Raw genomic sequence first — 12097 nt, 5'->3', positions numbered from 1 at the left:
TTATTCTCCTTTTTCGATTTCTTCCATGCGATCGTTCATGCGGACCATTTCTTTTTGAATATCTCCGACCGCGTGAGTGATTGTGGTTAATTCTGTAGTAGTTTTTTCCAGGTGAGTCATCAAACGCTCTTCTCGTCTGTTAGAGTCGGCCTTTGATTGCTCGTGCAAATCCATAATCTTCTTCTCTCGCTTGTCCGAAGTCTTGATAAGATATCGAATGATAATAAAGAAAAGTAAGATAAACAAAATCGCCCAAGCTACCTGACTTTGAGCGATTTTTTCAGCTTCTTCAATTGGCATATAACCTCCTTTTACTCAATACGTGGCATGACCACGGTCAGCACACCTTGCTGAAGCATCTCAGCAAGAGCCTGTTCTTTCCAAGTGTAGCCCTCTGTGGCTTGCATTTGGAACTTGAAAATAGTCTTGGTTCCTTTTGGCCATTTCGGATTGGTGTCAAACGGATATGGCATAGCGACGATATCGCCGTTTCCATACCGTGTACTTTTAACAAGCGGTTTGATGAACTCAGCCACTTTGTTGTAAGCATAAGTAGGCATACCTCCGTTTTGAGAGATGGCTAAAGCGATGAGAACTTCAGTGATAGCTGATACTGCATCCAGATTTTCCTTGTTATCAGTTGCAGCCTGTTCTACCTTTGCCACATTCTCTTGGCTTTTCTGGATTTGCTCATTTACCTTGTTGAATTTTTCATTTTCAGCACGGTTTGGGAAATTCTCTTGATAAAGGGCCTCCAGAGCTAACTCAAAAAGCTCAGTATTGGACAAGCTGATTTTATCAGCCGGTAGCATGATAGGTACGATAGCACCATCTGAATTAACAAGTGTGACCTTTGTAGCGAATTCTTTGCCGCTTGCGTCAAATTCTTGGGACTTTGTCCCGTACTCTAATTTCATAGTTCCTCCTTAAATTTTGAAAGATACATTATCAAAGTTGAGCCAAGTGGCGTCAACGTTACCCTTGACGACTACGTTACCTCCTGGATAAATCCCGACAACGGCAGGGCCATAGTCATTGTTTAAAGCGGTTTTGAATAGCGTTGTGGATGGTCTGAAATTTTCAGGCAAAGTAAAGATAATTGACTCACGGGTAGTCTTTCCGCCTCTACAAGTCCCTTTTAAATAAACAATCCCGTCGAACGTTTTTGAAAACTGCACTTTTTCATACTCAGGATGATGGCGCCACCCATTTTGTAGGTTGGCATTTTGCCAAGGTGTGCTCTGAATGTCATCTTTGGTAGCAATCTCTTTCCATTGCGTTGGAGCCCATTTATTGGCATTGTTGTAGGTCCTAAAGAAAAACCTATTTGATGTTACCCCAGTGAAAAATTGAACGCCTTTCCAACTATCAAGCCAATAGTTTTGAAATAGTCCCCAATCATTACCAGTAGGGTTATCTGCGTATTTTCCATTTCTCCAACCAAATTCTGTCGCCTGCTTATTCCAAACATCATCCCATTGAGCGCTACCTCTACTTAAGCCACCATAAGCATTAGTCAGCTGATACTGCTGAATTGGCTTGTTATTCGAGTAGATATCGCCTAGAACATCTAATGAGCCTGGTTTCCCAAATTCTGCAACCTTACCAATGCCTATACGTCCGTTCTTATCATAGGACATTACTACGCTTTCAGTTGCAACAGTAGCTGAAAATTCAACGCTTGTAAACTTGTCCTCAAGCTTACCAATAATCACAAAGGATTTATTCGATGGATAATTCCCCGCCATGTTAGCAGCTGAGTTAGTCAATGTATGAACACTTGTAAAATTACCAGATGCACTACCATTATCATCCGTGAAATTCTCATTACCTATCTGAGCAACTTTGAAAGTTAAGGACATTACATTCCTTTGCTTTCCTGACTGCATTATAGGAGCTATTCGGGCATTTCTTAACACTTGCAATGTATTTGGATTGCCTCTAGTTCTAAGCGCGGAAAAACTAAAGGAAGGGGCATAATACTCGATCACGTTGATAGTAATATCTTTAGTATCTGATTGTTTGCCCCGACTATCGACAACATAAGCTCGAATGGTTGCCAAACCGCTAAAGTTCATGATACCAAAACTACCACCGTTTTTAGTTACGACCATTTTTCTATTAACAATTTCAGCTCGATATCCAGTTATGGTAGAACCATATGCGCCAGACGCATTGTTGAAGTTTACTTGGATATCTGAAATGATTTGTAAAAAATCATTTCCACCCAAAAGCCGTCTTGCGACCGTATTCATGTCAGTTAATGAAAGACCTGTGAAGGTAGGTTTTACACTGTCTGGGATTTTAAAGTGCCAGCCATTAGAGTACACATCGCTTCCAATTTGGGTAGACCCATTATATGTTCGAACACAGATGTCCATTAGCCCGGAACTAGATTTAGGTAAGTGTCGAGCAAGATCTAAAGATGGGGTAAAGGATACACTTGTCCCATGGTTCTTCCCTAGGTCAATCCATTCGCTTCCAAAAACTCTATACCAGACTTGATGAGTAAACGAGTTAACTTTTCGATTGAATATAACGGTATGAAGTGAGCCTAAATTTCGATTTCCTTCTAAGCTTGAAATTTGTGAAGACCTAGAAATTTTGTCGAATGTATAATTCGTCGAAATTGTAATGTTGCCATGAACTCCGTTATTGGGGTCAAAAGATGCCCAGACAGACATAGTCTTTGTCCCGTCACTGTCATGAGGGATTGTAACCTCTCCACTTGCGAGCGTTACCTCTTCTCCGGACGTATCGTAATCCGGGTGACTGCTATGAACACTTGCGCCATTTAACCAGACAGAAAGGTTACTGATATTTCCATAAGTCCATGTTCTATAAGCTCCATCGCGGTCGATAGTAGCCCGCCACCTTACTTTCGAAGAGTTATTAGTAATGTCCTGACTAACTTGTTCGACGTAAAGGTTCAAATGCAATGGGCCACTAGAATTGATAAATTTAGTCATTTTCCTCTTTTTAACCTCCTACATATCGAATAACATTCACATCTTTGTCAAGATAATACTGTTCTGTTCTAAAGCGTCCGATTTGAACTGACGCGGTGAAAATACCGTTGTCGATATGAATCACACCTTGCGAAATATACATTACTTCCTTACCTGCAGAAAACATAGAAATCCTATCATGACTGACTTTGATTGATGAACTAGCATCGTTCTTTCCAATGATGAGCCCCTCATTTGAAGCGCTCATATAGGTATCGATGAACTTTTTCATCTCCTTCAAGCCACCAAATTCTATTGATAAAAACTCAATTCTTCTGCCCGCTTCGATTAAATCAGATTCAGATTTTTTTTGGCTTTCTGCATTTGATTTTACAAAAGCATTATAGGCTTTTTCTAAATCACTGAACTGATCCATTGTCGCTTTAGCTTTTAATTCTACATCATGAAGTTGAGCTTTTTCAGCTAGAGCATTTAATTGCTCTTGAGTCAGTGATTGGTCAGCCTTGGAGTTGATGTCATTCTGGATATCTTCAGTAGCTTCTGAAAAGTCTGTAGAGACTGTTCCTACCTCTACTTTTGGAAAGGCAATCCAAACAGTAGCAGCGGTAAATATGTGTAAAATCAGCTCATTAGTTGCATTTGAGTTTTCTTTTTTCGTTAACTCAATGTCATAAAATTTCCAATCGGTGGTCAACGAGACACCTTCCACGGCGTTCCGATATCCTGCCCTAGCTTGAAAATTCGTATTATTGACAGTAGATTTTGCCCAAAAACTAAACCTAACAGCTTTATTTTTCATCTCGTCAACGGTGCCCAAACGTGTATCCCCACCGGTTCTAAACGTAACTTTTTGATTAGTCGCCTTACCGTTATAAGTAGATACAATTTTTAAAGTATTAGCTCCTCTGAATTTGATATTAGTATCTATGCTCAAAGTGAGCTGTCCTTGCGTTTGCTCCTGACTATCATCTAAAAAGTAAGTTGAGTATCGTTCTCTTAGACTACGTTTGAATAGTGAATTAAGAAAGAGATTTCTTCCACCAATCTCTACATTCTCAAAGAGAGCGGTCCACTTATACTGTGCAGGATTCTGACTGTCTGCCTCAGTGAAATCAGTGTAAGTACCTAAATAGCGCTTATTTGTGCTATCTGTTGTACTAAAACCATCACGACCGTCAGCAGAATTAGCCCAAGCTCTATGCAAGTATGGAGTGCGTCCGTCAGCTCCAGTTTTTCCTGGGATACCTTGGTCGCCTTTCGGGCCTTGCAAACCTTGGACACCAGGCACCCCCTGTTGCCCACGTTCCCCTTTTGGTCCAGGAGTCAGTTCAATTTTTTTTAGATCTTCTTTCGTTGCTACGTCTTTAGAGTTTATTGTGAGATTATCAATATTCATCACAACTTTGCCGTCACGTACGGAAACAATCTCTTGCAAACCATTCATGATTCGCAAACGTGCTAAATCCAGATCTCCAGCAGTTATATTTTTGGCATTTAACGTAATGTAATTACCAATTGCTGCAGAGACTTTTTTTGCTAGCAATTCATCCGTGGTTATCGTATTGACAATTTCTCCGACATTAGCGCTGTCTGCTTTTTTAACCCACGAACCTTCTACACGCTCCCACATTTCAACATAACCACCATTAGGTTTAAACCATATATCTCCATTTTTTGGTTTGGTAGGGCTTGATGTATCAAGGTACATACTACCTTGTTTAGTGATAAGTTCGTCCAAATACTCTATTTGACGTTGCATGGACCCCTTATATTTATAAGTACTTTGTGCAGCTCCAGCAGCATTTCCACTACTATGGGCAGATAAACCACCATCAAACGAAAGTTTGTAGGACAGCATTGGAATATCAAAATAGATATTTTCATCCCAGTGTACTGTAACCCAGTCACCGGATTCCATGGCCATATCACCACGCCAGGACAATGTATATGGATAAAAGTTAAAATCACGGTATTCATTGAAGACACGATCCAGAATTTCTTGTGTAACCCATGGATTTTTTAACTTCATGATATTACCTGTGGACAATCCTGATTTATACACAACCTTATCAGCAGACTTACACTCAATACCTTTCAACCTGTAAGGTATCTCGTCACGTTCTAATCCACCTGGCTTATACATATCTTTTGTGATATGTCTTGATGTTGTCTTTAGCTTGATAAAATCAAGCTTCCCATTACGATTAAATCTGACGAAACTTCCTGATAATTGCGCTAAATAAACTAACGCCTCACGATAACTTGTTTTTTCTAGTTTCTTCGCAACTTGATCATTTACTAATTGGATATTAGTATCTGTCGTGATACCTGTCAATCTCACGATTTCTGATAAAATATCCCTTGTATAAGCTGGATAAGTAAGCTGACTATCATAAGCACCAGACAATCTAACAAACTCGTCCTGTAGCTTAATTTTGGTCTTTTTATCATTACGATCTAGCTTGACCTCGGTAACAAAAAACTTGCCAAGTGGGACGGTTTTACCCGCAATTGCTACCGACATTGTTGCCGGCATCATTTCTTGCAGACCTTCAATAATCTCTTTAATTTCAATTTCTAGACTATTGATGTACCCACCACCAATTGTAAAATCATTACTATTACCGATGGAACTGTCGTAAGTAGCTGATGCAATTTTGGTTTTTGTGTATCTCTTACCATTTAAGTCAAAGTTAGCCTCAAACACGCGTAGATGGTTCTCTATTGCTTTGATATAATCTGATGTTACTTCTAGCATAATTCCTCCTACTGCTCGATAATAGATACAGATAAGCCGTTGTAATAGGTCACACCGTCACTTAGGCGCCCCATTACTGTCTCTGTGATAGTTCCACGGTAACCAGTGATAGACTGTCCTAAAATGTTTGCAGTAAAAAATCCTGCCACCAATTTAGACTTGATAAGATTTCTTTCTGATTCTGTGATAATTCCCCATTTGATGGAGAATGTACGTTTTTCTGCAATGACGTCACCCGTCATCAATCCACTAGCACTACGCCCTGTGGAAGATGACCAGATAATCTCATTATTGATACTGATTTCAACTGGAGAAGCAAGAGCTACTCCACCTACTGATATTTCACTCATGCATACCTCCTAAATCATGAGGGGGGATTCCCCTGTTTTAATTGCAATTTCATTGATTTTATCTACAATCTTCTTGGTGATTTTATCACCATCAATTGTCAAATCAAGAGCACGAACCGCTTGTAACAACTGTGTCAGTAAGGCTAGAACTTCTGGTCCACCGCCATTATTTGACAATTCCGCTGCACGACGTGCCATTTCAAGCATTTTATTTTCCGGAGCAACAATCTCACCGTAATGCTTGTTGTCACCAATCATGGCAATTTGTGGTGTATTGGCCTTAACAAAGCCACCTTGAGCAAGTCGAGGTAGTCCAATGTAACTAAATCCACCGATATTTACACCAGGTAATTTATTAATCACGCTAATAGCGCCATTGAGTAAGCTGATACCACTATTGATTGTGCTTTCTACCGTGCCAAGTACCCCGTTAATAACGCTACGTACAGCACCGCCAATGGCGCTTCCAACCATGGTTCCAACATGAGTAAACGTTGAGCGTATTTGCCCCCAAAGTCCGCTAAAGAACCCGATAATGCCCGAAAATGCATTCTTGACATTGTTATATGCTTCGCGGAATTTTGAAGAAAACCACCCTGGTATGCTAGCAAGAGCAGATTGAATATTACTCCACTTCCCTGCAAACCAACTTGCAATAGGATTGAAGATACCTGTTAAACCTGCCCACGCGCTGCGGAATTTGTCTTTGAACCAATCAGGAATAGAAGCAAGATTGCTTTTTAACTCATTGTAGCGTTGAGAAAACCAGGAACCAATACCGGTAAAGATAGCAACAATGGCATCCCAAGCTTGTTTAAACTTATCCTTGAACCATTGAACAACAGGTGCAAAAATGGTCTTAACAGATTCCCACCAACGGGTGAACTCTGCAATCATCGAATCGATGTCAATTCCAAGCGCGGCCAAGAGAGATTTGATAATACCGGAAAATAGATTTTTAATTCCGTTCCAAGCTAAATCCCAATCACCTGTAAAAACACCCGTTACAAAATCAATCAAACCAGATAGAGCTTGAGCAAGACCACTGATAATATCAGAGAGTGCCGCAATAGCATTGATCAACGTTGTACCGACAACTTCTACCAATCCACTAAGAATCTCCATGAATTTTTCGACATCTACATTCGAAACAAAGTCTTCCCAAGCAGCTTTGAAAAAATCAAAAAAACTACCTAAAAGCATAGAGAGATTATCGATAGCTGGTTTTACATGAGCGTCATAAACTTCCGAAAACTTTTCGCCTAATTTTGATAGAACTGGATTGAGGTAAGTATTCCACCCATCCAAAAAGCTTTTCATCAACTGACCAAAACCACTTGTCAAAGAGTCAATAAATGGTTTTGCTTTGTCATCGTACACACGTTTCAACGCATCACTAACATCATCTACCAGTGATTCTAAACTTTCAAAAACAGGAGCGATGCCATCTAATAATCCTGTCCAGGCTTTTACTAACTGTGGAACATTCGGAACTATTGCTTTTTCAATTCCTTTAGCAAAATCTCCTGCTATCTTACTGCCTAATTCGATTACTGTGCTACCAGCACTTAAAAACGCAGATACAATCGCACTGCCAATTCTAACAGCGCCAGAAGATGTGATGACATCGTAAAAACCATTTGAGAAAGCTTGAACGATATTACCAGCAACCTCAGCTACATTTCCTATGTTGGTAAATAGAGACACGAGAGCACTCTTAATACGCTCTTTTTGGCGCTCTAAGCCGTTAGCTATACTTTCGGCTATAAAGACTCCTATCCCGAGAGCAACAGTCCCTATCGAGCCAATAAACTGCCCTAGAGCATAAGCTATCTTATCAAGCATGGTTTGGAATGAAGCCACAACTTTTGGATCTGTAAAAATCTCTTGCAGTAATTCACCGATTCTTTTTAAAGCACTCTGAAGGCGTTCAACACCATCGAATCTAAATGAAGCATTGAAACCGTCCTGAAATAATTTGACGAGTTCAAGCAATCGTTTAAATAATCCATCGAACAGACCGTCTAATTGATTCCCACCTTCAGCAATTTTCCCCATATCGACTTCAGCGCCTTTAGGTGTTCCACCTCCTCCGCCGCCTGAACCACCAGGACTGCCTCCAGAATCTCCACCACCATCTCCGCTATCGGATGAGTCAGATAGTTTATTGATTTGGTCAAATCCCATGAGAGATTTCATTTCTTGAGCAGCTTTCTTAGCTGCTTTACCAGCTCCATCCGCAGCCTTTCCGGCTCCTTTGGCGGCTTTTCCTAAGTTGCCAGCTCCTCCTGCTGCACCATCAGAAGCCTCTCCTAAATTACCAACTGCATCAGCTGTCTCTTGGATACCGGAGCCTTTCATTGACTTCTTGCCAGTAAATAGCTCCGTCAATGCTTTAAAAGCATTACCTACTGTCAGCAATTTGCTGAGCAAAAAGTTAATAACTTTGATAACAGGGGTAAAAATGTTAATCAAGCCAACTCCGACGCTTGCCATAAAGCTTTCGAACTGTAGCTTCATAATCCTAACTTGGTTAGCCCAACTATCCGATGTCCTAGCGAAGTCGCCACTAGCCAATGAAAGCTTGTCTGTTACAAATGCGAACCGCAAAGCAACTTTTTCAGCCTCAGACATTTCTTGTGTCGTCTTTCCAAAGCCGTTAGCCATTGCATAGGCATCAAGTGCTGATTGAGTCATGACCACACCTAAATCTTTAAGTGTCTCTGTTTCACCAGTAAAGACTGATTTCAGCTTTGTGTAGGCTTCATCTTGACTAATATTATAAAAAGATGCCACATCGCCCGCTAAACTAGTTAAGGCTGTTGACATCTCGTAAGCTTTCTGTTCGTTAAAACCAAAAGCTTTAGTCATCGCACCGAATGTACCGGTGTATCGTTTTGCCATGGTCTCTGATAACCCAGAGGTATACATAGCTTGTTTTGCAAAGTCATCAACTTGCTTGCTCATGCGTGGGAAAGCAACGTCAACAACGTTTTGTACTTCGTTGAGATCTGAACCGAGCTTGATAGCTTGAGCTCCGAAATCAACAAGTTTCTTGATTGCAAATGCTCCTGCAAGCATCTTGGCAGCTTTCGTCGCCATTCCTTGCAAGCCACTCATCTGCCCTTTAAATTGTTTGTCGTTGACGACAAGGTCAAGACCAATCTGGCCAACTGTTTGTGCCAATAGCTATCACCTCCTACTTAGCCATCTCAACAAAGGCTTGTTTTAATTCTTCAAGAACTTGAGTCAAATCTTGTTCTGTTTTCTCTTTGGCAAGTTTCAATCTCCATTCGTTGCGAATACGGTGCTGTCCTTCTGAAAATACCTCTAGCATTTTAGGGTCATCTTCGCTTCGAATTTGGACAATTCGACCAAGCGGTGTTTCTCCGGACAAACCAGCTAAGAGAGCCTTGAACTCTTTCCACTTCATATTCTTAAATTCATTAGAGTATACAGATAAGCCATACTGTGTCCTGAGAGAACTGACGATTAAATCGAAATCCTCAAATAGGTCATAGTATGGCTCACTGTTCTCCCGCTTCTTCTTCTCCCATGACCAATGTCATTGCTGCTTCAATAACTGTAGTTAAATCAGCAAAATTCAAACGCATTTCATCAAGTGTTTTGCGACTATTTTCAGGGAAGATTAGCTCAAACATTTCCATCATTTTTTTTGCAGATGGAGTTCCTTCTTCATCACCGATAGTCTGCATCAGAGTCAGTACAGTTGTTGCATCTGTATTGACTTCAATTTCAGCATCTTTAATTTTCAATTTTGGATTTTCTTCAAAATTGAGTTTTTCTGTGATATCAATTACTTTTGACATTATTCAGTTTCCTTTTCTTCAGATAAAATATTGATCAGTACTTGACCAGTTCGATTTTCTTTGCTTGCCATAGCCTCGATTCGCTCTTTGGATTTACCGCTTAAATCAACAGTATCTCCAGCCTTGTATTCGATACCTGTATCGATATCAATAAAAGCTATGGTTGCTGTTGCGTTGGTTTCTTCAGCTTCAACCATATTTCCTCCTTAAAATAAAAAGAGGGTCGAAACCCTCTAAATTAACCTGCTGGCACCACTTCCGGTTTACCATTTGACATGACGTCAAATGACAATGGTGCAACACCAGTTGAATCCCCCGAGATAAAGTCCTTAAGATTGATAACCGCGTCTTTAAATTTGATTTTGGTTCCATCTGGGAAAGTCCATTGAAAGTCCGCTTCAGAATCACGACCATTTTTAAACGCAAGACCTGCGATGTAGTCGTTGCCTGCATCACCTACATTTCGTTTACCAGAAACGGAAATTGTAACTGACTTCGCAGTCATCAAACGACGTGTCCACCCTTTTTGGTCAAATGGTTTCCATTCTTCAACACCATTGTCAAATGATACTGAGAATGATTCCATGTCTGCAATATCAACAAGTGATTCAAGTCCTGCAGTTCCTTTATTTACTTGGAACTGGTTTTCATATACGGGGAATACCCCAGTTTTCTGAGCCATTAGTTGCCCTCTCTTTCGTAATATAAATCAAGCTCGATAACACGCTCATACACGTTATTATCATCTGTTCCTACATCCACAGGCTCGTTCTGTAACAAAGCGATCATCTTAATAGGTGTTTCACCGATAACAACCGATTCAGCCTCAAATAGACGATTGTAGAGGTACTGAGCACGCTTCTCAGTCTCATTCGCATTCTTGTTCCAGTGAATTAAGATGCTGATTGATTTGACATCATAGCTTGCCAGTGATCTGCCTCCGATTGCTACCCGAGGACCATCGATTGTCTTTCGTTGGTAAATTCCTATACTGTTTTCTTGCTTGTTATCGATCTTACCAATGTAGTAGTTGTTAGCTGCATTAAATGTTTTAATCCAGTCACGGACTTCAGCTAATGTAATCATGCTTAAACCCCCGTGATTTGTTTGTAAAGTCGCCCGTAGGCTTGTTTTATTTTGTGTGACTTCTTGCCACCATCAGCCCAATCCTCAAACCACTTTCCTTTTGCATGAGGGTTTTCTTTCGTCTGAAATTGATATTCAGGATGAAAGTACAATCGTCTTGCGTAAGGAGTGGAATGTACCAGGCTTACTACACCTTGGGATGAACGTGAGTAGTCTGGAGCCATTGCTTCGCCTTGCAACACGCCTTTATCAAATGGAACGACTTGTGCCTGCACAACTTCTGTATGCAGGTATTCAGCAGTCTGTTCCAGTGCTATGATTTGAGCCCTTTCCAGTTTGCGGATAGTGCCAAAATCTAGCTTTACTGTAGACTTCGCAAACATAGCATCACTCCAATCCGATATAGGTATAGTTGACAGTCCCATCTGGATTTCTAGCTTTCCGGCTGTCGGCAATCTTCCTGGCAATGCCAAATACAATTGCAGTCCCACCGCTCAATGTAGGCAAATACGGTGCAATATCACCAACGAAATAAGCTGACCCAGTAATTTGGACCAGCTTCTTCTGTTCGGTTAGGACTGTTTTGACACCGTCCTGATAATTGCATTTTAGATTTTCTCTAAACGCCTCCAAAGGTTCGCCATCTTCAGAAACTCCCTCTTGGTTGACTGTGACTGTGATTGGCGTCTGACAAAATTGAGGTAAGACAAGTTGTGGAAATTTCATCAAATAACCCTCCTCGTCAATCCTGTTTGCTTCAAAAGTTCATAGGTTTTGCGATAAATAACAACACCTTGTTCTGTAGCAATATTCCAATTTGATCCAAATTGCATTGACACACCATTAATGCTGTAGTTTGAAACTGTAGTAGCTATCAAATCAGCATTAACCTCCTCGAAATCAACAATCTGACAACAAGCCTTTCGAATAACTTCCTGCTGAAATGGTGTCAAATTGTCGAATCCAATGCCACGGATTCGGTTGAACGTAAGTATATCAATCTTGTCAGAAGCTGATTTAAGTTTGCTAGCCAGAACTTCTGAATCGGCAGAAATCACACCAACAAACGTCTTTTTGTAATAATCTGGACTAGCATACATGACT

At 40.6% G+C, this 12097-nt stretch carries 14 protein-coding genes; all 14 read right to left on the bottom strand.

Annotation, left to right across the window (positions count from 1 at the left end):
- From FGK98_RS00380 to FGK98_RS00310, 14 genes are read right to left on the bottom strand one after another with little or no spacing between them, the layout of a single operon-like run.
- Complete coding sequence (locus FGK98_RS00380; RefSeq protein WP_001810279.1) at positions 1-300, bottom strand: hypothetical protein; 300 nt, start codon at positions 298-300, stop codon at positions 1-3.
- Positions 301-311: 11 nt separating this feature from the next.
- Positions 312-917 carry a DUF1366 domain-containing protein gene (locus tag FGK98_RS00375; RefSeq protein ID WP_007518796.1) on the bottom strand — a complete coding sequence of 202 codons (606 nt, stop codon included), beginning with the start codon at positions 915-917 and terminating at the stop codon, positions 312-314.
- Between the two features lie 9 nt (positions 918-926).
- Positions 927-2969, bottom strand: a complete 2043-nt coding sequence (locus FGK98_RS00370; RefSeq protein WP_138099590.1) for a DUF859 family phage minor structural protein — start codon at positions 2967-2969, stop codon at positions 927-929.
- Positions 2970-2979: 10 nt separating this feature from the next.
- On the bottom strand, positions 2980-5727 hold the full coding sequence (locus FGK98_RS09950; protein WP_197733253.1) for a collagen-like triple helix repeat-containing protein: 2748 nt from the start codon (positions 5725-5727) through the stop codon (positions 2980-2982).
- A gap of 8 nt (positions 5728-5735) precedes the next feature.
- Positions 5736-6077 (bottom strand): hypothetical protein, encoded by a 342-nt coding sequence (locus FGK98_RS00355; protein WP_138099589.1) that lies wholly within the window; start codon positions 6075-6077, stop codon positions 5736-5738.
- Between the two features lie 9 nt (positions 6078-6086).
- Positions 6087-9263 (bottom strand): hypothetical protein, encoded by a 3177-nt coding sequence (locus FGK98_RS00350; protein ID WP_138099588.1) that lies wholly within the window; start codon positions 9261-9263, stop codon positions 6087-6089.
- Positions 9264-9276: 13 nt separating this feature from the next.
- Positions 9277-9570 (bottom strand): Gp15 family bacteriophage protein, encoded by a 294-nt coding sequence (locus FGK98_RS00345; RefSeq protein ID WP_239682736.1) that lies wholly within the window; start codon positions 9568-9570, stop codon positions 9277-9279.
- 34 nt (positions 9571-9604) lie between these two features.
- Positions 9605-9907 carry a hypothetical protein gene (locus tag FGK98_RS00340; protein ID WP_084911549.1) on the bottom strand — a complete coding sequence of 101 codons (303 nt, stop codon included), beginning with the start codon at positions 9905-9907 and terminating at the stop codon, positions 9605-9607.
- Positions 9907-10104: a hypothetical protein gene (locus FGK98_RS00335; protein WP_138099587.1), complete on the bottom strand. Its 198-nt coding sequence runs from the start codon at positions 10102-10104 to the stop codon at positions 9907-9909. The genes FGK98_RS00340 and FGK98_RS00335 overlap by 1 nt, the downstream gene beginning before the upstream one ends.
- A gap of 41 nt (positions 10105-10145) precedes the next feature.
- Positions 10146-10589 carry a phage tail tube protein gene (locus FGK98_RS00330; RefSeq protein WP_138099586.1) on the bottom strand — a complete coding sequence of 148 codons (444 nt, stop codon included), beginning with the start codon at positions 10587-10589 and terminating at the stop codon, positions 10146-10148.
- Complete coding sequence (locus FGK98_RS00325; RefSeq protein ID WP_138099585.1) at positions 10589-10993, bottom strand: phage tail terminator protein; 405 nt, start codon at positions 10991-10993, stop codon at positions 10589-10591. Before FGK98_RS00325 ends, FGK98_RS00330 begins: the two co-directional genes overlap by 1 nt.
- A 2-nt stretch (positions 10994-10995) precedes the next feature.
- Positions 10996-11376: a hypothetical protein gene (locus FGK98_RS00320; RefSeq protein WP_138099584.1), complete on the bottom strand. Its 381-nt coding sequence runs from the start codon at positions 11374-11376 to the stop codon at positions 10996-10998.
- A gap of 4 nt (positions 11377-11380) precedes the next feature.
- The gene (locus FGK98_RS00315) at positions 11381-11719 is read right to left on the bottom strand and encodes a hypothetical protein (RefSeq protein ID WP_138099583.1); all 339 of its coding nucleotides are present in this window, start codon (positions 11717-11719) and stop codon (positions 11381-11383) included.
- Entirely contained in the window at positions 11719-12093 is a 375-nt protein-coding gene (locus FGK98_RS00310; RefSeq protein WP_138099582.1) for a head-tail connector protein, read from the bottom strand. The genes FGK98_RS00315 and FGK98_RS00310 overlap by 1 nt, the downstream gene beginning before the upstream one ends.
- Positions 12094-12097 lie beyond the last annotated feature (4 nt).

The sequence above is a fragment of the Streptococcus australis genome (assembly GCF_901543175.1).
Taxonomy (GTDB): domain Bacteria; phylum Bacillota; class Bacilli; order Lactobacillales; family Streptococcaceae; genus Streptococcus; species Streptococcus australis_A.
Note: the sequence above shows the minus strand (reverse complement) of the source record. Positions and strands in the feature narration are given on the sequence as shown.

Bases quoted from the DNA above. Each gene is read 5' to 3' on its own strand.
- FGK98_RS00380 (WP_001810279.1), bottom strand. From the start codon at position 300: ATGCCAATTGAAGAAGCTGAAAAAATCGCTCAAAGTCAGGTAGCTTGG.
- FGK98_RS00375 (WP_007518796.1), bottom strand. From the start codon at position 917: ATGAAATTAGAGTACGGGACAAAGTCCCAAGAATTTGACGCAAGCGGC.
- FGK98_RS00370 (WP_138099590.1), bottom strand. From the start codon at position 2,969: ATGACTAAATTTATCAATTCTAGTGGCCCATTGCATTTGAACCTTTAC.
- FGK98_RS09950 (WP_197733253.1), bottom strand. From the start codon at position 5,727: ATGCTAGAAGTAACATCAGATTATATCAAAGCAATAGAGAACCATCTA.
- FGK98_RS00355 (WP_138099589.1), bottom strand. From the start codon at position 6,077: ATGAGTGAAATATCAGTAGGTGGAGTAGCTCTTGCTTCTCCAGTTGAA.
- FGK98_RS00340 (WP_084911549.1), bottom strand. From the start codon at position 9,907: ATGTCAAAAGTAATTGATATCACAGAAAAACTCAATTTTGAAGAAAAT.
- FGK98_RS00335 (WP_138099587.1), bottom strand. From the start codon at position 10,104: ATGGTTGAAGCTGAAGAAACCAACGCAACAGCAACCATAGCTTTTATT.
- FGK98_RS00330 (WP_138099586.1), bottom strand. From the start codon at position 10,589: ATGGCTCAGAAAACTGGGGTATTCCCCGTATATGAAAACCAGTTCCAA.
- FGK98_RS00325 (WP_138099585.1), bottom strand. From the start codon at position 10,993: ATGATTACATTAGCTGAAGTCCGTGACTGGATTAAAACATTTAATGCA.
- FGK98_RS00320 (WP_138099584.1), bottom strand. From the start codon at position 11,376: ATGTTTGCGAAGTCTACAGTAAAGCTAGATTTTGGCACTATCCGCAAA.
- FGK98_RS00315 (WP_138099583.1), bottom strand. From the start codon at position 11,719: ATGAAATTTCCACAACTTGTCTTACCTCAATTTTGTCAGACGCCAATC.
- FGK98_RS00310 (WP_138099582.1), bottom strand. From the start codon at position 12,093: ATGTATGCTAGTCCAGATTATTACAAAAAGACGTTTGTTGGTGTGATT.